The following is a 21236-nucleotide window of genomic DNA, read 5'->3' on the forward strand; positions in this document are numbered from 1 at the left end:
TCAAACAGACAGCAGGATCAGTGCATGAAAATCGCGATCAGGATGATGACCGGGATAGGCACACCGAGGAAAAACAATAGTAATGAGCGCATGACGTTCTCCTTGAATTAACGAACAGGTGGCAGCGAAGTGGAGGTGGTGTAGGCATCGGTTTCCAGGTACACCACGGCATCCCGGCGACGACCGCCAAAGGTTGCCGCGAGGCTGGCAAAAAACGCACCGATCAACAGCGCCACGAAGGTCCACAGCGAGGTGTAGGCAGCCACTTTCGCAGCTGTGTCGGCAGCCTGTTTGGCTTTCAACTTGGCGTCATCCAGGGCTTTTTGGGCCTGGCCATAAACCTGGTCAACACGCGCCTCGGCATCGGCCTGGCTGAGGTTGGTGCGCTGGCTGATCAACTGTGCAAGGTACGCACGGTCTTCAGGGGCCAGCTGGCCGTTATTGCTTACGGTACGCGCAAAAATGCGCGCCACGACGCCGTGCACCGCGTCATCACTGACGGCCGCTGGGCGATCATCGCGGAACAGGCTGTCGACGTAGTAGCCGAAGTCTTCACCCTTGGTGGCAGCACCCGCCGCCTGGCTCATGCTACTGGCGGCACCCGAGGCCACGCTGGCACCGGCCTTTACACCACCGCTGACCACACTGCTGACCGAACCGACGATCAGCACCGCCGTCACCAGTGTCGCCACGGCCCAGGCCAGGAAGCCATGGGCGGTGTCGCGAAAGTACACCTCATCGCCGTGCATATTGGCCCACTTCACCCGCAGGCGACCGGCGAGATAACCGCCCATCCCCGACGCGATGATTTGCGTAACTGCCAGCCAGACAATGGTGGAAATGCCAAGCCCTTTAGCGCTGATGCCACTGTCGGCCCACGGCGAAACCGCCGAAAAGCCCAGGCCGAAGCCCAGCAATACCAGGATCAGGGACAACGCAGCTGCCGCAGCAGCCCCGGCAAAGATCGCGCCCCAGGAAACCCCGGAGAGCGCGCTCGATTCTTGCAGCGTGGATGAGGATGTGATCATTGTTGTTTTGCTCCAGGCATGAAAAATAGTGTTACAAGTCTCAAAAGGGACAGTGCAGTCGCCGTGCCAGGAACTTAAAAAATAAAAACCTATATTTTTCAACATGTTAAGTAATTTGAACTAACTCAAACCATGCAACTTGCAAGATATGCCCTCAAGCAGCGGGCGTTATGCATTCCTCGTAGGAAACAACCGCGCGCACGCCATGCTGGGCAAAAAATCCTACACACACAGCATTCGTTCAGAATCAGCGGGGTAAGGTGAATTGTGTCGTTTATGCCTACATAAATTTTTATTTAGGAAGCGGGCTATCATTTCTTGGCAAAATGCCCGCACTTCAGTGTGAATCGCTCACCAGGTAACCCTTATGACCCGCATTTTGACCATCGAGGACGACGCCGTAACGGCCCGCGAGATCGTTGCCGAGCTGAGTAGCCATGGACTGGACGTAGACTGGGTAGACAATGGCCGTGAAGGCCTGGTCCGCGCCGTCAGCGGTGATTACGACCTGATCACCCTCGACCGCATGCTCCCGGAGCTGGATGGCCTGGCCATCGTCACCACCCTGCGCACCATTGGCGTGTCGACGCCGATCCTGATGATCAGCGCCCTGTCCGACGTGGACGAACGGGTACGCGGCCTGCGGGCCGGTGGTGATGACTACCTGACCAAACCATTCGCTTCCGACGAAATGGCTGCCCGCGTCGAAGTGCTGCTGCGCCGCAAAAGCACGGTCAAGGAATTCGAAACCGCCCTGCGTGTGGCGGATCTGGAACTGAACCTGATCAGCCGTGAAGCCAGCCGCGCCGAACAGCCCCTGAGCCTGTTGCCGACTGAATACAAATTGCTGGAATTCCTGATGCGCAACACCGGGCAGATTCTGTCGCGGATGATGATCTTCGAGGAAGTCTGGGGTTATCACTTCGACCCGGGCACCAACCTGATCGACGTGCACATCGGCCGCCTGCGCAAAAAAATCGACCCGCCGGGCCTCACGCCGCTGATCCGCACGGTACGAGGTTCCGGGTATGTCATTGCTGAACCCCTCTAAAGGCTGGCGCTCCTCCAGCAGCCGGCTGCTGGCGCTCTACAGTTCGTTGTTCGTGGCCTGGAGCTGCATCCTCATGGGCGTGCTGTACTACGAGGTGTCCGGTTACCTGGGCGACCTCTCGCGCCATTCGCTGATGCAACGCCAGCACCTGTTCCAGCGCTTTGACGGCGAAGAACTGGTGGAAGCCCTGACCACCAGCATGACCTTCGACATGAAGGGCGTTGACGCCTACGGCCTGTTCGACGATCAGTTCAACCCCATCAGCGGCCCGATCCGCGTGATACCGCCCGACCTGCCGATGGACGGACACATCCATGCCCTGGCCAACTGCATCGATTCCGACGACCCGAAACTGCCGCGCGACAGCTGCGACGCCGTGGCCACCCACACCGAAGACGGCCGCTGGCTGATCCTGGTGCGCGCCAATGGCTCGCTGTTCGGCGTGACACGCATCATCCTGCACGCCTTGCTATGGGGCATCACCCTGACGATCATTCCTGGCGCGGCCGGTTGGCACCTGCTCAGGCGGCGCCCGTTGCGGCGGATTCGCGGGATCCAGGCCAGCGCCGAAGCCATCGTCGCCGGCGACCTGACCCACCGCTTGCCGCTGTCAGACCGGCGCGACGAACTGGACATGCTGGCGGCCATCGTCAACGCGATGCTCGACCGCATCGAGAAGCTGATGAACGAGGTCAAGGGCGTGTGCGACAACATCGCCCACGACCTGCGCACCCCGCTGACCCGCCTGCGGGCGCAGTTGTATCGGATCCAGCAGCAAGCCGATGAAGACGCACCCCACGCCCTGCAACTGGACGCGGCCATCGCCGAAACCGACACCCTGATGGCACGCTTTCGCGGCTTGCTGAGGATTTCCGAACTGGAAGACCACCAGCGCCGTTCAGGCTTCCTGGTGCTCGACCCCCTGCCCTTGCTGCAGGAACTCCACGACTTCTACCTGCCCCTGGCGGAAGAAGGCCAGATGGAGCTGCTGCTGCAAGTGCCGCCTTCGTTGCCCTGGATCACCGGCGACCGCGCCTTGCTGTTCGAAGCGCTGGCCAACCTGTTGAGCAACTCGATCAAGTTCACCCCACCGGGCGGCGAAGTGATTTTGCGGGGCGTAAACGATGCCGGCAGCACCCGCATCGAAGTGCTCGACTCCGGCCCCGGGATTCCGGCAGCGGAACGTGCAGCCGTGTTCCAGCGCTTTTACCGGGTAGACGAAGGCAATCAACAACAAGGCGGGTTTGGGTTAGGGCTATCGATCGTGGCCGCGATCATCAACCTGCACGGCTTCAAACTGGAAGTAGGCAGCAGCGAAAGCGGCGGCGCAAAATTGATCCTGGAATGCCGCCAACAACTGATGCCCGAAGCCTGAAGAACACCCCAACCCCAATGTAGGAGCTGGCTTGCCGGCGATGCAGACACCTCGGTGTATCAGGTACACCGAGCTGATGCGATCGCCGGCAAGCCAGCTCCTACAATTGGGCCTTATTAACCCGGGAAATTGCCCCGCAGCGCTTCCAGCCCACCGCTATACACACCGGCAAACAACTCCTCCACCGCCGCATCCGTCACACCGGCCACCGGGGTAAACACCCCCGACCAGGTGACCTTGGCGGAACTGGCAGTCAGCCCTTCTACCTTCAACGTCGCCAGGTACTCACTCACCGGAAACGGCGACTCGCTGATCGAGTAACTGTAGGTGCGTGCGACGTTATCAAACGTTTGCAGCCGCTCCACCACCACACCACCGTCTGCAGTTTGCAGATGACGCACACGCCCGCCTTCACTCGGCTCGCTCTTGGCGATAAAGGGCAGCCAGTCCGGCAGCGCATTAAAGCCGCCAACCAATTGCCATACCTGTTCGGCCGACACCGGGATTTCAATAACAGCAGATGCTTTTGCCACGATTAATACTCCAAACCATTCAAAAAATTAGATTGCCATGCTGTCGACAACGCCGCCGTCGACCCGCAACGCGGCACCGGTGGTTGCAGAGGACAACGGTGAAGCAATGTACGCCACCAGATTAGCCACTTCATCCACATTCGCGGCGCGCTGGATGATTGATGTCGGCCGGGCGTTGCGCACAAATACATCCGCCTCGTCCCGCGCACTGCGCCCGGACTTGGCCACCGCGTCCTTGAGCATGTGCTCCAGGCCGTCGGTAAAGGTCGGCCCCGGCAAAATAGCGTTGACCGTCACCCCGGTGCCCGCCAGCCGTTTGGCCAAGCCATGGGACACTGCCAGGTTGGCGCTTTTGGTGACGCCATAGTTGATCATGTCGGCCGGCGTTGCCACGCCCGATTCCGACGACACGAAGATCACCCGGCCCCAGCCCTGCTTGACCATGCCCGGCGTGTAGTGCCGCGACAAACGCACGCCGGAGATCACGTTGACCTCGTAGAAACGCGTCCACTCGCTGTCGGGTGCGTCGAAAAAATCCACGTCGTTGAAGATCCCGAGGTTGTTCACCAGAATGTCGGCCCGAGGTTCGGCGGCGAAGAGTTTTTCTGCGCCCTCGACGGTGCCCAGGTCGGCCACCAGCCCACGCAGTTCGGCACCCGGGACCGCCTGGCGAATCGTCGCCAGCGCCTCGTCGACCTTGCCCGATTCACGCCCGATCACCACCACCGTGGCGCCGGATTGTGCCAGCGCCTGGCTGATGCCCAGCCCTATGCCGGCGGTACTGCCACTGACGATTGCGACTTTGCCACTGATATCAATTTTCATCGTTCGCGTTCCTGTGGTTAGAGCGGCAGCGGTGCGCGGGCCGAAATCAATCGGGCATCGCGCAGGGCCTGCCAAAAGGCTGCGGGAATCTTCTCTGACAACGCCGCGACGTCTTCAGCAATTCGACCCGGACGACTGGCACCCGGAATCACCGCCGCCACTGCCGGATGAGCCAGGGAGAATTGCAGCGCAGCGGCTTTCACACTCACGCCATGAGCCGCAGCAATCGCCTTGATCTGCTCGACCTTGCTGATAATTGCCGGGCTGGCTTTCTGGTATTCAAAATGTGCGCCGCCCGCCAGGATGCCCGAGCTGTATGGGCCGCCGACCACGATCTCGACGTTCTGCGCCAGGGCTGCGTCCATCAGGCGCTGCAAGGCACGTTCGTGGTCGAGCAAGGTGTAGCGGCCCGCCAGCAGGAAGCCATCAGGCTGGGCTTCGGTCAGGTCCAGGGTCAACTCGCACGGTTCCACGCGGTTGACGCCCAGGCCCCAGGCCTTGATCACGCCCTCTTCACGCAGGCGGGTCAGTACCTTGAAGGCACCGGTGCGCGCCTGGTTGAAGTAGTCGAGCCATTGGTCACCGTAGAAGTCCTGGGCGATGTCGTGAATCCACACGATGTCGAGGCGGTCGGTTTGCAGGCGGTTGAGGCTGTCTTCGATGGAGCGCAGAGTGGCATCGGCGCTGTAGTCGTTGACCATTTTGTTCGGCCGGCCATGTTCGAACACACCGCTTTTCTCACCCAGGTCGCGGGCGCTTTCTTCCACTTCATCCAGGATCACCCGGCCGACCTTGGTACTAAGCACGTAGTCGTCACGGTTGTAGTTCGACAGGGCCTGGCCCAGGCGGATTTCCGACAGGCCCGAACCGTAGAACGGTGCGGTGTCGAAGTAACGCACGCCCTGGTTCCAAGCGGCCTCGACGGTGGCCTGTGCCTCCTCTTCTGGAATCGCGCGGAACATGTTGCCCAAGGGGGCGGTGCCGAAACCCAGCACGCCGGGCAATTTGTCTTTCAAGCTCATGGGTAAATCCTCAAGTGTTCAAGGTCGCTGTGTTGACCGTTGAGCAGATCGTAGATTGCAGAGATCGGACCGTCCAAGACATACTGCGACCAACTTGAGTCCCTACAGGTCTTACATGATCGATTTCCGTCAATTGCGCTACTTCGTTGTAGTCGCTGAAGAAGAACACGTGGGGCGTGCTGCCGAACGGCTGCACATCTCCCAATCGCCCCTGAGCCGGCAGATCGCCCAACTGGAAGAACGCCTGGGCCTGACCCTGTTCGAGCGCAGCCAACAGCGCATCCGCCTGACCCGCGACGGCCAGACGTTCCTGGCCGAAACCAAGGCGCTGTTGACCCACGCCAACCGCCTGGAGTCCCTGGGCCGGCGATTGGGCAAAGGCGAAGAAGGCGGTCTGTGCATCGGCTATATCGAAAACGCCATGCACGCAGGCGTGCTGCCGAATGCCTTGAAAGTGCTGCGCGACGCGCGGCCCAACGTGCACATCGCCCTGTACAACCTGCCCTCCATCGAGCAACTGGAAGGCTTGCGCCAACGCAGCCTGGACATCGCCCTGGTGGGTGAGCCATCGGCAGCGGACGATCCGGACCTGGTGGCCCTGCAAGTGCTGGACGACCCAATGTTACTGGCGCTGCCCGAACAGCATCCGCTGGCCAGCGTCAGCGAGTTGCTGCCCGAACACCTGGCCGAGCAGCAATGGATTGGTGTGCAACGCAAGCCTGGGGCGAACCCGGCGGATGACTTTGTCGCCGCGTGCATTCGTGCGGGCTTTACCCCGCAGATTCCGATGGAAGCCAGCGAGCCGTTTACCGCGCTGGGGTTGGTGGCGTCGGGGTTGGGTGTGGCGATGGTGCAAAAGGGTTTGAGCCGCAACGCCCCGCCCGGCGTGGTGCTGCGGGAACTGCCGTGGCTGACCTACACCACGCCGCTGTGGGCGGCGTGGCACCGGATCAATTTGCGGCCGTTGGTGGAGACGTTCAGGAAAGTGCTGACGGAGCGTTGAGGGTATTGGGGCATGCGTTATTGGATCGCCTGCCCCGATCAAATGTGGGAGCCGGGCTTGCCCGCGATGCAGGCACCTCGGTCTGTCAGTAAGACCGCGGTGATGCCATCGCAGGCAAGCCAGCTCCCACAGGGGTTCGGTGTTGTTGCTGAAAGTGGTTAAGGATCAGTAGCGCCAATGCCCCGGCACCCACAACCACTGCCCGTTCCCCCAGCGGTAATGCCCCCGCACCCACTGGTACCCCGGCGCCGGAGCCACCGGCACTACTTCAACCAACGGCGGCGGGCGCCGTGGGTGAACAGGTTCAACGATGCAACCAGACAACGCAGCCGCCATCAATGTGGCGGTGAGCGTGGCCTTGAATAGACGGGACATGGCACGGTTCCCCAATGAAACTAGCCGTCGCCTGGGTGGCGGGCTTACCCGGGTTAAACGCTGCCAGCCGGGAAAATCCGTCGCCCGTCTCAGTTATTTTTGGCTACCTTGCCCTTCGCCTGCCCTTTCAAATACAACGCCTCCACCAGCCGCTGGCGCTCATCCCGGGGCAAGGTGCTGGCGAATTGCGCCAGGGTGTTGTCCACCAAAGCCCGCAGCGCCATGTCCGCTTCCCGGGCTTTGCCCAGGTCTGTCACCAAGGCCTCTCGGTCCAGGGTCGGTGCCTCCAATTGCTTGATCACATCCAGCCGCGCCTCGCGCCCGGCGAGCACCAGCGGTTGGCTGTCGGCGCGGTTCTGGCGCAACAGTTGGCGCAGCTCCTTGCGCCGCTGCGGCGGCAGCTTGACCATCGCCTGGCGCAAGCCATGCTGGTTCACCACCGCTTCGGCGGGCTTGGCAGTCGCCAGCCAGTGGTACAGGCCACCACCGACACCGCCGATCAAAAACACGTTGAACAACACCGACACAACCAGCAGCGGCTTCAGGTACTTGGGTGACGGGGTCATTGCTCGCTTTCCTCGGCGTTGACGGTAAAGACGACATCGGCGTCGCCCTGGTCGAAGACACTCGGCAGCACTTCAGGACCGAGCATGGGCAGCGGCACACTCAATGACGCGACCAGGATGCCGGCGGCGATCCCCGCGACGCCCACGCCGACAAACCCGGCCGGCGACAGCCAGCCGGCGTAGCGCGCCCAGAAGGACCGGCGCTGGGGAAATGACTGGCGGATGTGCCGCGCCAGCGCCGGGTCGACGGGCGCCAGTTGATAGCCGTCCAACTGGCCATCGAGCCAGCGCGCCTGGTGCAGCACCTCAAGTACGCCGTTATTCCCTGCGTCCAGCAGTGCCTGGGCCTGCGCCTGTTCGGCGCGGGGCCAGCGGTGCAGGTGGCCGCCGTAAGCCTCGGCCAGTTGGGCAAATCGTTCAGGCGTCATGGTTTTCCCCTTCCTGGGCGGGCGGGCCCGGGTATGTCGTCAAGGTAACTGCGCAAGTTGCGCCGCGCCCGTGACAGCAAGCTCTCCAGTGCCTCGACGCTGATGTTCATCAGCGCCGCGGCGTCGATATTCGACAGCTCTTGATAGTACTGCAGCACGATTGCCTCGCGCTGGCGATCAGGCAGCGACGCCAACGCCCGCGCCATGTGCTCACTGCGCGCGGCCGCTTCCAGCTGTTCATCGGGGGCGGGCGCGCTGTCGAGCACTTCGTGCATGGCCTCTTCGTCGTGCAACGGGCGCTCCTTGCGCCGGCGCAAATGGTCGTGGCACAGGTTGAGCACCACGCGGTGCAACCAGGTGTCGAAGCGTGCTTCGCCACTGCGCCAACTCGCGGCCTGGCGCCAGATACGCAGGAAGCTTTCCTGGGCCACGTCCCTGGCCTCGTCGGCATCCCCGAGGATCCGACTGGCGAGCGCGAGCAAACGCGGGAGCTTGCGCGTCACCATTTCGTTGATGGCCGCCGGTTCGTTGTTACCGATGCGGGCCAACAGCTCAACGTCCGGATCAGTGTCTTTCAATAGGGCAAGTCTCGGTCCGGTGGCTAAGGGTCAGGTTGACGAAGCTGTCAGCGAATCCAGTGCCCTTCCATCCAGTACCAGTTGGGGCCGCGTGATTCCCAGTGGCCTGGCTCCCAGCGGGCGTTGCGCATCACCGGCTGCCAGTGACCCGGCACCCAGGCATAGCCGCGCCCTTCGTAACGCCAGTGCCCGCGGTCCCACACATAGCCCTGGCGTTCGACGGGAACCGCCTCGACGCGCATCGGCGGCGGCGCATCGCGAATGATCACTTCGGTCTGGGCAAAGGTCGGCGTGCTGACCAGGGCGGCCAATGCCAGCGGGATCAACAGGGCAAAACGGAATGCGGCCAAAGGTCGTGCAAGTCTCATGACAACTCCTTCATCGGCGATCGCCAGTGATCGCAGCTGTAGGGTTGAACGGCAGGTGCCGAGGAAATCCGTCGCGCTGGAATCAACTTTTTTCGCGACCACTGCGCACGTCAGGCAGGGCCAGTATTGACCAGGGTTTGCGGGGGTTTGATGAAATATGCAAAAAGCTGCGACGGATTTGGCCAGGCGGTCGCGTTCAAGGGTTAACCGCTGGCAATCGGCAGGCTCATCTGTTGATTGGCAGCGTTCACTACCTTGAGGAAATCACCATGTCTCGTCGAATTTCACTGCTGGTTGCCGCCGTCCTGCTCATGAACCTTGGCGGCTGCGTGTTCCTGCCGGGGCACCGCGAGCACTGCTGCTGGCGCGGGTACGGGGTAGTCACCGCACCGACTGCACAAGCGATCTCCTGAGTCGCTAACCGAAGGCTGCAAACCCTCTGCGCCCGGCTTTGAGCTCGGTGCGCAGTTCGCCGATAAGGTTTGAGATGGCACGGACGCTGTCCAGGCCCTGGGGAGACACGCGAGGCAGCAGCAAGTCGACGCGCCCGGAGGTGGGATCGAAGATATTGATGCGCAGCGAACCGTCGCTGTTCAACGAGCAGTCACAGGCGAGCGGCAGGAAGCCGGACTCCATGATGTGGCAAAACTCGGCAATTGAAAGCATTGGGCACCCTTTCCCTGGACCGGGCTCGGAGGACATGATCCGTCTAGGGTAGATGAGCTTTTTCAGCTTGCCCGGGAATTAAATCAAAAGTGATACTTAGTGCTCATTTAGCCTGAAACCGCTGGCCGGTTGACGCCAGAAAAACCACGTCACGACCTCCCATCCGATGCCGCGCGAAGCACTTGATTCCTGGCGATGATGGCCAGATGCTCTGGGCGTTTGCCACCCTCCGAGTACCTCCCGCATGAACATCGACCCGCCAAGCGAACCCGACAGTGCCGTGTACAAGACGTTGCTGGAATCGACCAAGGCCATTCCCTGGCGCATCGACTGGCAAACCATGACATTCAGCTACATCGGCCCACAAATCGAGGCGCTGCTGGGCTGGACACCGCAGAGCTGGGCCACCGTGGATGACTGGGTGGCACGCATGCACCCGGACGACCGCGAGTACGTGGTCAACTTCTGCGTCTCGCAGTCACGCGCCGGCGTCGACCACGAAGCCGATTACCGGGCGCTGACCGCCAGCGGCGAGTACGTGTGGATTCGCGACGTGGTGCACGTACAGCGCAAGGACGGCGAGGTGCAGGCGCTGATCGGCTTCATGTTCGATATCAGCGAACGCAAGAAGACTGAAGAACACCTGATTCGCCTGCAGAAACAGCTGGAGGAATATTCATTCCAGGACGGCCTGACCGGCATCGCCAACCGCCGCATGTTCGACACCGTACTGGCGCGCGAGTGGGCCAGCGCCCTGCGCAGCCAATTGCCGCTGTCGTTGATCCTGTTGGATATCGACTATTTCAAGCAGTACAACGATCTCTACGGGCATATCAAGGGCGATGAATGCCTGCGCCAGGTGGCGCGCACGCTATCGCTGGCGGCCAACCGGCCACTGGACTTCATTGCACGCATTGGCGGCGAGGAGTTCGTGTGGTTGCTGCCGCAAACCGATGCCGAATCCGCTCGGCGCGTGGCCGATCGCTGCTTGCACCTGATGCGCCAGCAACAGATCGAGCACGGGCATTCGGCAGTGTCCAACCTGCTCACGTTGAGCCTGGGCGTGGGCACCTGCACGGTAAAACCGGGCAGCGCGGCGCTGGCATTTGTCGAGGCGGTCGACAAGTTGTTGTACCAGGCCAAGCGCAATGGCCGGATGCGCGCGGAGTTTGCCGACGTGGCGGATTGATACAATGCTTGAATCGCAGGCAAAAAAAATCCCAAGTAGCTGATGGAAACTTGGGATTTAAAAATGCATAAACCGTGGGAGGTGAACGCACGGCTATTTTACCCACAGGGGAAACTTGCAACAAGATAATCTTCAACCTTTCGTCGGATTAAAACAACGCTAAGTCGTTCAATAACCACACTTTTTTAATGGATCCGATTTTTAAAGCGCCACTTTTTGGTGCAATACCCAGCGCGATTAAACATACCGAAATGTTTATTCCGCGACAAAAACAAGCTCATTGATTAAAGGGGCGTGGGCGACTTCAGATAACGTTCATTCAAGTGTTTGCACGGATCCACCAGTTCAAGTTCGTTCTGGGGCATGGTGCGCGAGACACTGGCTGCCTGGCGGCATAACGCCAGGCGCTCCGCCGCTTCTTCGCGCTGCCGATCAACCTGGGCATTCACCCGAACGAAATAGGCGCCCAGCACCACGGCCGTGCACAGAACCCCGACGACAAAGTAACGGAAGGCGTTGGATTGAGGGGGCTCCAGCTCGCTCATACGCTCATTGCACCGTGTGTTTCTGATAGCGAACGTCGTCACACAGGGTTCCACTCACCTGCACCACTGCGGTGCAAATCTGGAAAATGGCATTGATCTCGTCCGCCGTTGCCAACCGAATAACCGTACCCATGCGCACCGCTTCCCAATGAGACGCTCAATTGTATGTAAATTGAAACACATCGGTTGTGGTGGATTTGTAAAACAGTCATCCGGATTACGCGTTAATCCTGTTCACGTCGCCTGAACTGCCCTGGCGCCAGCCCGTGGGCCTTGCGAAAACACCGGGAAAAATAGGCCTCGTCGGTAAACCCGCAACGGTGCGCAATTGCGCCAATCATCTGCGGGCTATTGAGCAGCAGCGTACGCGCCAGTTGCATGCGACGGTCGAGTACCAACTGGGAGAAGGGTTTGCCGGTTTCCTTGCGCAGCAGGTGGGTCAGGTAGTTGGGCGACAGGAAAGCGGCCGCCGCCGCGTCGGTCAGGTTCAGGGTGGGTTCGTGCAAATGCTCACGGATGTAGCCCTGCACCCGGGCCAGGGCGTCCTTGCGGCCACGCCGGGTGGCGTTGTTGGCGGCGAAGGCCTGGAGCGGCTCGGCATACGCTTGGCAAACCAACCCGATCAACTGAAACAGGTAACCCTTGAGCCGCTCCCGGGCGCCGAAGCTGCGCTGGGCATCGAGGGCACGCATCTGCTCCAGCCAGGTTTTGACTTCCTCGAAGGCGGCATCATCGAGGATGAAGTCCAGCTGTTCCTGAAAGCGAAACGGCGACAGTTCCGGGGCCTGGCCGATGGGAATGTCTTCCAGGTCCAGCGGGTCGCAGGTCAGTTGCGGCAGGAAAAATCCCTGGCTGAAATTGATCAGCATGAAATCGCCGTCTTCGGGATGGGGAATCACGTGCAGGCGATGAGGCAGGATAAAGGCCAGGGCCTTTTTCGGGAACGGGCGCACCGCACCGCCGATGTGCTGCACGGTGTCACCGCCCAGGTTGATCTGGATCTGGAAATACTCGTGGCGATGGGGACTGGTCAGCGCCGCCCTGCCCCGTTTGTCGCGGATATAGAAGTCGGGGCGGTCGCTGCGTTGTTCCATGCCGTAGGTGGTGATGCGGGTGCCGGGCATAGGTATTTCTCGAAGGGCCAGGGCACCACTGTAGCGTCAACCCTGGCTGAGGGTGAAGTTCAGCTCGGCCAGGCCGTCAATGCCGGCGGTCACCACATCGCCCGGTTGCAAGGCCCCGACGCCCGCCGGGGTGCCGGTGAAGATCAAGTCGCCGGCCTTCAGCGCCACGGATTTGGACGCATGGCTGATCACCTCGCTGACCGACCAGATCAGGTCCGCCAGGTCGCCCACTTGACGTTGCTGGCCATTGACGTTGAGCCAGATGCGCCCGCTGCCCGGATGGCCGACGTCACTCACCGGCCGCAACGCAGTGCAAGGTGCCGACTCGTCGAAGGCCTTGGCCCATTCCCACGGCCGCGAGAGCTTTTTCGCCTCGGCCTGGAGGTCACGGCGGGTCAAGTCAATGCCCAGGCCGTAACCCCAGATATGCGCGAAAGCGTCTTGCGGGGCAATGTCCACGCCGCCCTTGCCGATGGCCACCACCAATTCGACCTCGTGATGCAGGTCGGCGGTCATTGGCGGGTAGGCGATCACGCCCTCGGCCGGCACTACGGCATCGGCCGGTTTCATGAAAAAGAACGGCGGCTCGCGGTCGGGGTCGTGGCCCATTTCGCGGGCATGTTCGCTGTAGTTGCGCCCCACGCAAAATACCCGGCGCAGCGCGAAACGAGCGTCGTCGCCGTGGATGGCGAGGGATGGAATGTCGTTGGGGGTGATGACGTAGCGGGTCATGGCGTATGCCTCTTCGGTTGCCTGGGGCCAGTATGCGCAACGGCACCAGGGCGAAGTTGGACAGGCTTACGCAGATTTTGTACTGGGCGGTGCAATCATTTACGCGCCAGCTTGTAGCGCAGGCAGTCCTGGTAAAAGCTCTGGCGAATCACCTCGGGCTTGACCCGTGAACGGCTGTCGTAGGTCTGCTCGGTGATGCCCATGGCCATCATGTGCATCCAGGACTTCTTGAACTGGTAGCTCTTCAGCTTCTGCCGGGCGGCATACAGCGAGACGCCCGACAGTTTCAATTCTTGCGCCCGGGCCGCCGTACCCGCGCCCCAACTGCACATGTATTTGTCATTATCCCGCAGCTCCCGCGCCTCTACCGAAAGCGCCCCACCTGCCAGGGAACAGGCGATCAGCATGATTCCAACCTTGCGCATTTGCATCCCCGTCTAACCACCTGAAAATAAAAGTGATTTTGGCGAGAATTTTGTTACAAAGGGGCCAGCAAATTGCCTTCTTGGCTAATTTGCCGAGACCAGTTTGAGGCCGATCACGCCTGCCAGGATCAGCACGATGCACAAAACCCGTAACGGCGCAGTGGAGTCGCCCAGCAATGCCATGCCGATAATCGCGGTGCCAGCGGCGCCGATTCCGGTCCAGACGGCGTAGGCACTGCCCACCGGCAGCGTGCGCAGCGCCATCGAAAGCAGGATCACGCTGCAAACGCCGGTCACCACGGTGAGCAATCCGGGGGTGAATCGGGTGAAGCCATCCGAGGCCTTCATCGTGAACGCGAAAGCAATTTCAAGAATGCCGGCCAAGCCGAGCAGTAGCCATGCCATGGAGTGAGCCCTCAGAAAATACAGTGAGTGTGCGGCGAGGCGCCCCGCCACATCGAACCCGCGTTGGCTTATGCCTTGGCAGCCGCCGCTGGGGTGGTGCGGAAGGTGATGCCCAGGCGGTTAAAGGCATTCATCAAGGCAATGCCGTAGGTGAGGTCGGCCAGTTCCTTGTCACTGAACTCGGCTGCGGCCGCCGCGTAGCCCGCGTCCGACACATCGCTGGCGGTAACGGCTTCGGCAAACGCCAGGGCCACGCGTTCACGCTGGGTGAAGACCGCGCCAGCGTCGTGCCACACCGGCACCAGCACCAGCTTGTCCACGGCCAGGCCTTGCTTGAGCAGGTCCCGCGAGTGCATGTCGATGCAAAACGCGCAGCCGTTGACCTGCGAAACTCGCAGGTAGACCAGGTCGATCAGCTCTTTGGACAGGCCACTGTTTTGCAGGTAAACGTAAACCCCGCCGAATGCTTTGTAACCTTCAGGGGAGGCTTTGGAGTAGTCGAGACGCGTTGTCATGGTGAAATCCTGTAGAGGTTGGATGAAGACGCCATCTTGCGGCGCCATGGCCTACCCCAAAAGATCCATGATCTGGCTTGAACAATAGGCCATGAATGCGCCGACATGGCCTAGTCTCAATCTTGATTCTTGGCTCTTTGGCATGGGTCATGGGGTTCGTAGACTGAAGGCCGTCAACCCAGGAAGCACCGCACCATGAATATCCTCCATGTCAGTGCCAGCCCTCGCGGGCAAGCGTCGGAGAGCAACGCGCTCTCCCAAAAAATCATTGAATGCCTGCGCCAGCGGCACCCGGCCGCCGAGGTAACCCAGCGGCTCATCGCCGGTGATGCCATGGCGCCGTTGGACGAGCCTTACGCAACGTCCCAGCAGTCGACCGCGGATATCTCGCAGGCAGGTTCGATGGCCCAGTCCGAGCGGCTGGTTCGCGAGTTGGAGCTGGCCGATGTCGTGGTGATTGCCACCCCCATGCATAACTACTCGGTGCCAGCGGCCCTCAAGTTATGGCTCGATCACATTGCACGGGTGCGCCGCACCTTCGATATCTCGGCCCAGGGCAAGGTCGGCTTATTGCAGGACCGGCCAGTGTTCATTGCCGTGGCCTCAGGCGGGCGATTTTCCGGGGAGCGCGCGCACCAGCCGGATTTCCTGACGCCGTACCTGAAAACCATCCTGGGCATGATCGGCCTGCACGACGTGACCTTCTTCAGCGTCGAGGGCACTGCTTCACGCCCGGAAACACTGGCTCAGACGCGTCGCCAGACCGACCAGGCGCTACACGACTACTTCGCAACCTGAACAGGACCCGCCGCCGGATGAGCACCTCGACCAAGGCTTTTTCACCGCTGGACGCCGGCTCCACAGAGCCGATCTACCGGCAACTCTACTGGCGGTTCCGCAGCGCGATTGCCGACGGTTTGCTCAAGCCCGGCGAACGTATACCGGCCGCCCGGGCTTTGGCCAAGGAGCTTGGCCTGGCCCGGGGCACCATCGACACCACGTATGCGCTGCTGGCGGCCGAAGGCTATATCCAGGCCCGTGGCCAGGCCGGCACCGTGGTGGCGGAAGGGATCAAGGCCAACCTGCCGGAACGCCCCGCCACCCTCAGCGACCATAATGCCGTGAGGCAAAAAGCCGCCGTGCTGCCGTTTCAAATGGGCCTGCCGGCACTGGATGCGTTCCCGCGCAAGGTCTGGTCAAAGATCGCCGCCCGCTGCGCGCGCGCCACCCAGGTCGCAGACATGGCCAACCCGTGCGTGTACGGTTTGAACTCGCTGCGCACGGCAATTGCCAGTTACTTGCAAGTTGCCCGGGGTATCCACTGCTCGCCCGCACAAGTGTTTGTCACCTCGGGCTACCGCAACACGTTGAGCCTGATCGCCCATGCGCTGCTGGAACCGGGCGACCGAGTGCTGGTGGAAGACCCGGGCTACCTGTTCACCCGGCCGTTGCTGGATTACCTGAACATCCAGGCCACCCCGGTACCCGTGGACCAGGACGGCATGCAGGTATCCCATGCCGTGCAACAGGGCAAAGGCGCCCGCGCGGTGGTGGTCACCCCGGCGCATCAAAGCCCGCTGTGCGTCTCGCTGTCGTTGCCCAGGCGCCTGGAGCTGCTGGACTGGGCCAGCCGCCAGCAGGCTTGGATCATCGAGGACGACTATGACGGCGAATACCGTTACGTCAGCCGCCCGCTGCCGGCCCTCAAGAGCCTGGACCGCGACGGCCGGGTGCTCTACGCCGGGACGTTCAGCAAAGTGTTGTTTCCCGGGATCCGCCTCGCCTATCTGGTGGTGCCTGTGGCTCAAGTGGAACGCTTCGAACACGTCAGCCAGACCTTCCTCGGGGGTTGCCCGGAACTGACCCAGGCGATCGTCGCGACGTTTATGGCCGAAGGGCATTTTGCGCGGCATATCCAGCGCATGCGCAAGCTCTACGGTGAGCGTCGGGAAGCCACGGCCAGAGGGTTGCGCAAGGCCTTGGGCGAGCATATTTCGATTGATGCCCAACCGGGCGGGATGCACTTGGTCCTGCGCCTGAACACCCAACAATCCGACCGCGCGTGCGTGCAACGCCTGGCACAGGCAGGCATTTACGCAGAGGCCTTGAGCGACTGGAATATCCATAGCCAGACCGGGCCCGGCCTGCTGCTGGGCTTTGCCAATATCGAATCAGAGGCCGTCGCCCAGGCCCTTGGAAAACGCATCCTGGACGTGATTGAGCCCACGGCGAACTAACTGTTTTTGGCCTTGGCGATGCTGCTCCCGAATCCTTTCGCCAAGGCCTTTTTATTTACCACTGATACGTCGCGCTGGCCTGCACGGTGCGCTGTGAGCCATACCAGCACCACGAGTAGGAATAGCAGGACGCGACGTACTCTTTATTCGCAAGGTTGGTGGCATTCACTGCCAGGCGCAGGTTGTCGCCCTGGCGGTTGATGTGTGGAATGTCGTAGTGCACCGCCGCATCGAACAGGGTGTAGCCAGGCACTTTTAGGGTGTTGGCGGTATCGCCCCAGGAGGAGCCTACATACCGCGCACCGGCGCCTACGCCAAAGCCCTTCAGGGTGCCGTCGTGCAGGGTGTAATCGGCCCAGGCCGATGCGGTATGGCGTGGCACGGCGTAGGTGGTGGTGCCTTCGGCCGCCACGGCCGGGCCCACGCCGATGTCGCTGATGGGCGCATAGCGCACGGTGTTGTTGGACTTGCTGATGCGGTTATCCAGGTAGGCGTAGGCCGCGGTGATGTCCAGGTTGTCGTTCAGGCTGGCCTTGCCCTCAATCTCAAAGCCACGGGATTGTACTTCGCCGTCCTGGATCTGGCAGCGCGAGCCGTTGCACAGGTGGGAAGCGTCCGGGTCCAGCGTCGGCACGTTGGTCTGGCGCAGGTCGAAGATGGCTGCGGTGATGAAGCTGTTGCTGCCCGGTGGCTGGTACTTGATCCCGATCTCGGTTTGCTTGCCTTCGGTGGGCTGGAACGTCGAACCGCCGTAGCCCGTGCCGGATTGCGGCTGGAAGGATTCCGAATAGCTGACATACGGCGCCAAGCCATTATCGAACAGGTAGACCAGGCCCAGGCGGCCGGTGAACGCCTTGCTGTCCTGGCTGGATTTGGTCTTCTTGCGGGTGGTCATGGCCAGGGTGCTGTTGTCGGTGCTGGCCCAGTCATAACGCCCGCCCATCAACAACACCCATTTGTCCCACTTCATCTGCTCTTGCAGGTACACGCCGGTTTGCTCGCTGCGCGAAGTCGCGTCGCTGGTATACGCCGGAACCGGCACGGCCGCGCCGTAGACCGGGTCGAAGATGTCCAGTGTTGGACCTGCGGTGTACACGCCGCTGCCGGATTTGGTATCAGTGCTGGTGTTCTGGTAGTCGGCGCCCATCAGCACGATGTGCTGCAACGGCCCGGTGTCGAATTTGGCCTGCAACTGGTTGTCGAGGGCGTAGGCGTCGATGTTCACATCGCTGGCGATGGTCGAACGCCGAATGGTGCGGTAATCACTCTCCAGGTAGTTGCTGTAGAGGCTGCGGTACTGCCCTTCGCTGCGCAGGTATCGCGCGTTCTGGCGCACGGTCCAGACATCGTTGAAGTGATGTTCGAAGGCGTAGCCGATGGAGTAGTACTCGCGGTCACTCTTCTCGAAGCTTTTTTCGCCGTCGTAGAAATCCACGTCGATCTTGCGCCCGGTCGGGCTGTGCAGCACCGAGCCCCAGGCCGGCATCGAACCGTAGGACGCGCCCTTGGGGTCCTTCTGGAAGTGCCCGAGCAGGGTCAGCGAAGTGTTGTCGTCCGGGCGCCAGGTGAAGGCAGTGGACAAGGATTGGCGGCGGGTTTCGGTGTGGTCGATCTGCCCGTCGGCATCATCGAACAGGCCGGCGACGCGGTAGGAATACACGCCTTGATCGTCCAGCGGGCCACTCAAGTCAAAGGTGGTGCGCTTCTTGTTGAAGGTGCCGTACTCCACGCCGACTTCATGGAACGGCGTGTCCAGCGGGCGCTTGCTGACCATGTTGATCACACCACTGGGCGTGCCCTGCCCGTACAGCACCGACGCGGGCCCGCGCAGTACTTCGACGCGCTCCAGGTCGAACGCATCTTTTTGCGGCAAGGCATCCCGGCTCGATGGCATACGCAGGCCGTCGAGGTAGGTGGCCGGGGCGAAACCACGGATGGTTAACTGGTCGAGGCGTGAAGCGGTGGAGCCACGGGTTTCCGGGATCACTGCGGCGCTGTAGCGCAGGATCTGGTTGAGGCTTTCGGCGTTTTGCGCACGCATCTGGTCTTTGGTGACTACGGAGATCGATTGCGGGGTTTCGATCAGCGCCGTGTCGGTTTTGGTGCCCGACAGACTGCGGGTGGCTACGTAGCCAGACACCGGGCCGGTGGGGGTTTCTGACGGGTAGGCGCCGCTGATGGTGGTGGCCTGCAACTCCATGACGCCGTCGGTGTGCGCGATGGCTTCGAGGCGGTAGCGGTTGTCGGCAATCTTCACAGCTTGCAGGCCGCTGCCGGCCAGCAGTTGAGCCAGGGCGGCGTCGGTGCTGTATTGCCCGGCCAGGCCATTGCTGTGCTTGCCGCGGGTCAGGCTCGAATCAAACGCCAGTACCAGGCCGGCCTGTTCAGCAAGGCTGTTGAGGGCCTGGCTGAGGTCCCCGCCAGCAATGGAAAACGCGGGGCTTGCGGCCGCGAAGGACGCTTGAGTGGCCAAAAGGGGGACGGCGGCAAAAGCCAGCGCCACTGAAAGGGCGAGTGGCTGTAAGGGACGAACAAGGCGCGACATGAGAAGTCCTGGAAAATGGGGTTCTATTAGTCATGACGGCCATGTCGGAAAATCGGGCATGAATGAGAGCAATTTTTATTCAGGTTTTTTTACCGCGGCTTGATCACCACCACCCAATCGGTGAAGTATTCCACCTTGATCGGCAGGTTATCCGCCAATGACGCCAGCGCCGCGCCGGTGTCATCGAGCTTGAATACCCCCGACACGCGCATCCCTTGCAGCGCCTGCGGGTCAAAGCGCACCAGGCCGTCGCGGTAACCGGCCAGGGTTTGCAGCACCTCGCTCAGGGGCCGGTCGTCGACCTTGAGCAGGCCGCGGGTCCAGGCTGCCGGGTCGGCGTTGCCGGTGGGGCGCGGCTCGCCGGCCTGCCCGTGCTTGAGCGTGGACTGTTGCCCCGCCGGCACTTTCACCTCGGCTGCGCGGTTGCCTTTGACGGCCACGGTGGACTCGATCACGGTGACCACGGTCGAGCCATCCCCGGCCTTGCGCACCAGGAAGCGGGTGCCCAACGCCGTGGCCGTGCCCTGGTCGGTGTGCACCACGAACGGCCGTTGCGCGTCCTTGGCCACCTCCACCCACATCTCGCCCTGCAACAGTTCGATCACCCGTTGCTGGCCGTCGAACTTCACGTCCAGCGCCGAGTTGCTGTTGAGTTGCACCTGGCTGCCATCCGCCAGTGCCACCTGGCGCCGTTCACCGACGCTGGTGCGCTGGTCGGCCATCCACACCGGCATACGCTCAATCCCGGCCCAGCCACACAGCAACACACCCACCAGCGCGACGGCCTGGGTGCCACGGGCGGCAAACCGCGATTTCTGCGGGGCAAATGCTCGGTTCAGGGCGATGCGCGCCGGCGCGGCCGGCAAGGTGTCGAGGCTGCCCCACACACTGCGCATGCGCTCGATCGCGAGGGCGTGCCGAGGGTCGGCCTGGCACCAAACCTGGAAGGCTGTGCGGTCGGCCTCGGTCACGCGTTCGTCGTGCAGCAACGTCAGCCAGCGGGCGGCTTCACTGATGATCTGCTCGGCACTCACGACAGCGGGTCCGCCCCGTGCAGGGTGTGGTAGCAGTGCACCAGTGCGCTGGAGATATAGTTCTTCACGGTGCTGGATGACACCTGCAGTTGTTCGGCGATTTCGCTGTAGGTCAGCCCGTCGAGTCGACTGAGCAGGAACGCCTCGCGGGCCTTGGCCGGCAACCCGGTCAGCATCTCGGCGATCCGCTCCAGGGCCTGGAGTGCCACGTGAATCGCTGCCGGGTCGGGCATGCCGGCGTCTTCGCTTTGAATCGCCAGGGCTTCCATGTAGGCCTTTTCGATCCGCCGCCGACGTGCGCCATCAATCATCAAGCGCCCCGCCGTGGTCGCCAGGAAGGCCCGTGGTTCCTTGATGGTATGGGGTTCGGCCAACAGCAGGATGCGGATAAACGCGTCGTGCGCGAGGTCGGCGGCATGTTGCGAGCAGCCCAGTTTCTTGCGCAGCCAACCGTGCAACCAGCAATGGTGGTCACTGTAGAGGGTGCTGATGGTCTGCTGGCGACGGGCGATATCACCCTCAGCGACAGGAAAGTCATGCATGCGCAAAAATTTCTCAAACAAGAAAGATTACCAATTGCGCGAACGATGACAGTAAAACGCAGGGCGAGCAAGGGTGGAGTGATGGGCTGCAATGAATCTGCGACTTCCTGTGCCCACCTTGAAAG

General features: G+C 61.7%; 27 protein-coding genes. 7 read left to right on the top strand and 20 right to left on the bottom strand.

Translation table 11 applies throughout. The features are described 5' to 3' along the window. Positions 1–107: 107 nt before the first annotated feature. Positions 108–1028: a hypothetical protein gene (locus RGV33_RS20345; RefSeq protein ID WP_322145835.1), complete on the bottom strand. Its 921-nt coding sequence runs from the start codon at positions 1026–1028 to the stop codon at positions 108–110. Between the two features lie 367 nt (positions 1029–1395). Between RGV33_RS20345 and RGV33_RS20350 the strand changes: the two genes are divergently transcribed. Together RGV33_RS20350 and RGV33_RS20355 are read left to right on the top strand one after the other, a co-directional pair. Further along, positions 1396–2079 (top strand): response regulator transcription factor, encoded by a 684-nt coding sequence (locus RGV33_RS20350; protein WP_003219726.1) that lies wholly within the window; start codon positions 1396–1398, stop codon positions 2077–2079. Then, complete coding sequence (locus RGV33_RS20355; RefSeq protein ID WP_322145836.1) at positions 2057–3454, top strand: HAMP domain-containing sensor histidine kinase; 1398 nt, start codon at positions 2057–2059, stop codon at positions 3452–3454. The genes RGV33_RS20350 and RGV33_RS20355 overlap by 23 nt, the downstream gene beginning before the upstream one ends. A gap of 116 nt (positions 3455–3570) precedes the next feature. Here RGV33_RS20355 and RGV33_RS20360 read toward each other — a convergent pair whose 3' ends face one another. Genes RGV33_RS20360 through RGV33_RS20370 form a run of 3 tightly spaced genes read right to left on the bottom strand, consistent with a single transcriptional unit; the run spans position 3571 to position 5834 of the window. Continuing rightward, complete coding sequence (locus RGV33_RS20360; RefSeq protein ID WP_322145837.1) at positions 3571–3987, bottom strand: SRPBCC family protein; 417 nt, start codon at positions 3985–3987, stop codon at positions 3571–3573. A gap of 27 nt (positions 3988–4014) precedes the next feature. Then, positions 4015–4812 (bottom strand): SDR family NAD(P)-dependent oxidoreductase, encoded by a 798-nt coding sequence (locus RGV33_RS20365; protein WP_218170914.1) that lies wholly within the window; start codon positions 4810–4812, stop codon positions 4015–4017. A 17-nt stretch (positions 4813–4829) separates the two neighbouring features. Further along, complete coding sequence (locus RGV33_RS20370; protein WP_322145838.1) at positions 4830–5834, bottom strand: aldo/keto reductase; 1005 nt, start codon at positions 5832–5834, stop codon at positions 4830–4832. 115 nt (positions 5835–5949) lie between these two features. On the opposite strand from RGV33_RS20370, the gene RGV33_RS20375 reads away from it, so the two are divergent. Next, positions 5950–6837 (top strand): LysR substrate-binding domain-containing protein, encoded by an 888-nt coding sequence (locus tag RGV33_RS20375; protein ID WP_322145839.1) that lies wholly within the window; start codon positions 5950–5952, stop codon positions 6835–6837. A gap of 165 nt (positions 6838–7002) precedes the next feature. Here RGV33_RS20375 and RGV33_RS20380 read toward each other — a convergent pair whose 3' ends face one another. The 5 genes from RGV33_RS20380 to RGV33_RS20400 all read right to left on the bottom strand — a co-directional run bounded on the left by RGV33_RS20380 (position 7003) and on the right by RGV33_RS20400 (position 9152). Continuing rightward, the gene (locus RGV33_RS20380) at positions 7003–7212 is read right to left on the bottom strand and encodes a YXWGXW repeat-containing protein (RefSeq protein ID WP_081480101.1); all 210 of its coding nucleotides are present in this window, start codon (positions 7210–7212) and stop codon (positions 7003–7005) included. Between the two features lie 89 nt (positions 7213–7301). Continuing rightward, a complete protein-coding gene (locus RGV33_RS20385; protein WP_322145840.1) occupies positions 7302–7778 on the bottom strand; it encodes a periplasmic heavy metal sensor in 477 nt (158 codons plus the stop codon). Next, the gene (locus RGV33_RS20390) at positions 7775–8206 is read right to left on the bottom strand and encodes a hypothetical protein (RefSeq protein ID WP_322145841.1); all 432 of its coding nucleotides are present in this window, start codon (positions 8204–8206) and stop codon (positions 7775–7777) included. The genes RGV33_RS20385 and RGV33_RS20390 overlap by 4 nt, the downstream gene beginning before the upstream one ends. Next, complete coding sequence (locus RGV33_RS20395) at positions 8203–8784, bottom strand: RNA polymerase sigma factor (RefSeq protein WP_322145842.1); 582 nt, start codon at positions 8782–8784, stop codon at positions 8203–8205. Before RGV33_RS20395 ends, RGV33_RS20390 begins: the two co-directional genes overlap by 4 nt. A gap of 47 nt (positions 8785–8831) precedes the next feature. Then, a complete protein-coding gene (locus RGV33_RS20400; RefSeq protein WP_322145843.1) occupies positions 8832–9152 on the bottom strand; it encodes a YXWGXW repeat-containing protein in 321 nt (106 codons plus the stop codon). 269 nt (positions 9153–9421) lie between these two features. Here RGV33_RS20400 and RGV33_RS20405 point away from each other — a divergent pair, with 269 nt between their 5' ends. Then, complete coding sequence (locus RGV33_RS20405; RefSeq protein ID WP_322145844.1) at positions 9422–9565, top strand: hypothetical protein; 144 nt, start codon at positions 9422–9424, stop codon at positions 9563–9565. 4 nt (positions 9566–9569) lie between these two features. On the opposite strand, the gene RGV33_RS20410 is transcribed toward RGV33_RS20405, so the two are convergent. Further along, positions 9570–9818: a DUF1652 domain-containing protein gene (locus tag RGV33_RS20410; RefSeq protein ID WP_322145845.1), complete on the bottom strand. Its 249-nt coding sequence runs from the start codon at positions 9816–9818 to the stop codon at positions 9570–9572. Positions 9819–10062: 244 nt separating this feature from the next. Here RGV33_RS20410 and RGV33_RS20415 point away from each other — a divergent pair, with 244 nt between their 5' ends. After that, positions 10063–11007 carry a diguanylate cyclase gene (locus RGV33_RS20415; protein WP_322145846.1) on the top strand — a complete coding sequence of 315 codons (945 nt, stop codon included), beginning with the start codon at positions 10063–10065 and terminating at the stop codon, positions 11005–11007. A 284-nt stretch (positions 11008–11291) separates the two neighbouring features. Here the strand turns inward: RGV33_RS20415 and RGV33_RS20420 are convergent, their stop codons facing one another. The 7 genes from RGV33_RS20420 to RGV33_RS20450 form a co-directional block, all read right to left on the bottom strand. Next, complete coding sequence (locus RGV33_RS20420; protein WP_322145847.1) at positions 11292–11552, bottom strand: hypothetical protein; 261 nt, start codon at positions 11550–11552, stop codon at positions 11292–11294. 4 nt (positions 11553–11556) lie between these two features. Further along, on the bottom strand, positions 11557–11685 hold the full coding sequence (locus RGV33_RS20425) for a hypothetical protein (RefSeq protein WP_322145848.1): 129 nt from the start codon (positions 11683–11685) through the stop codon (positions 11557–11559). Positions 11686–11776: 91 nt separating this feature from the next. Beyond that, a complete protein-coding gene (locus RGV33_RS20430; RefSeq protein WP_322145849.1) occupies positions 11777–12676 on the bottom strand; it encodes an AraC family transcriptional regulator in 900 nt (299 codons plus the stop codon). A gap of 36 nt (positions 12677–12712) precedes the next feature. After that, positions 12713–13408, bottom strand: coding sequence for a fumarylacetoacetate hydrolase family protein (locus tag RGV33_RS20435; RefSeq protein ID WP_322145850.1), 696 nt, complete (start codon positions 13406–13408; stop codon positions 12713–12715). A gap of 95 nt (positions 13409–13503) precedes the next feature. Beyond that, positions 13504–13833, bottom strand: a complete 330-nt coding sequence (locus RGV33_RS20440; protein ID WP_322145851.1) for a hypothetical protein — start codon at positions 13831–13833, stop codon at positions 13504–13506. 84 nt (positions 13834–13917) lie between these two features. After that, positions 13918–14238: a multidrug efflux SMR transporter gene (locus RGV33_RS20445; RefSeq protein ID WP_322145852.1), complete on the bottom strand. Its 321-nt coding sequence runs from the start codon at positions 14236–14238 to the stop codon at positions 13918–13920. A 68-nt stretch (positions 14239–14306) separates the two neighbouring features. Continuing rightward, positions 14307–14753 (bottom strand): carboxymuconolactone decarboxylase family protein, encoded by a 447-nt coding sequence (locus tag RGV33_RS20450; protein ID WP_322145853.1) that lies wholly within the window; start codon positions 14751–14753, stop codon positions 14307–14309. A gap of 195 nt (positions 14754–14948) precedes the next feature. On the opposite strand from RGV33_RS20450, the gene RGV33_RS20455 reads away from it, so the two are divergent. Both RGV33_RS20455 and RGV33_RS20460 read left to right on the top strand, forming a co-directional pair. Continuing rightward, entirely contained in the window at positions 14949–15551 is a 603-nt protein-coding gene (locus RGV33_RS20455) for an FMN-dependent NADH-azoreductase (protein WP_322145854.1), read from the top strand. Between the two features lie 17 nt (positions 15552–15568). Further along, entirely contained in the window at positions 15569–16990 is a 1422-nt protein-coding gene (locus RGV33_RS20460; protein WP_322145855.1) for a PLP-dependent aminotransferase family protein, read from the top strand. A 55-nt stretch (positions 16991–17045) separates the two neighbouring features. Here the strand turns inward: RGV33_RS20460 and RGV33_RS20465 are convergent, their stop codons facing one another. The 3 genes from RGV33_RS20465 to RGV33_RS20475 all read right to left on the bottom strand — a co-directional run bounded on the left by RGV33_RS20465 (position 17046) and on the right by RGV33_RS20475 (position 21111). Beyond that, the gene (locus RGV33_RS20465; protein ID WP_322145856.1) at positions 17046–19535 is read right to left on the bottom strand and encodes a TonB-dependent siderophore receptor; all 2490 of its coding nucleotides are present in this window, start codon (positions 19533–19535) and stop codon (positions 17046–17048) included. Between the two features lie 89 nt (positions 19536–19624). Next, positions 19625–20569, bottom strand: a complete 945-nt coding sequence (locus RGV33_RS20470) for a FecR family protein (protein ID WP_322145857.1) — start codon at positions 20567–20569, stop codon at positions 19625–19627. Further along, positions 20566–21111, bottom strand: a complete 546-nt coding sequence (locus RGV33_RS20475) for a sigma-70 family RNA polymerase sigma factor (RefSeq protein ID WP_322145858.1) — start codon at positions 21109–21111, stop codon at positions 20566–20568. Before RGV33_RS20475 ends, RGV33_RS20470 begins: the two co-directional genes overlap by 4 nt. Positions 21112–21236: the final 125 nt, after the last annotated feature.

It is taken from the genome of Pseudomonas sp. Bout1 (assembly GCF_034314165.1).
In the GTDB taxonomy this organism is placed as follows: Bacteria; Pseudomonadota; Gammaproteobacteria; order Pseudomonadales; family Pseudomonadaceae; genus Aquipseudomonas.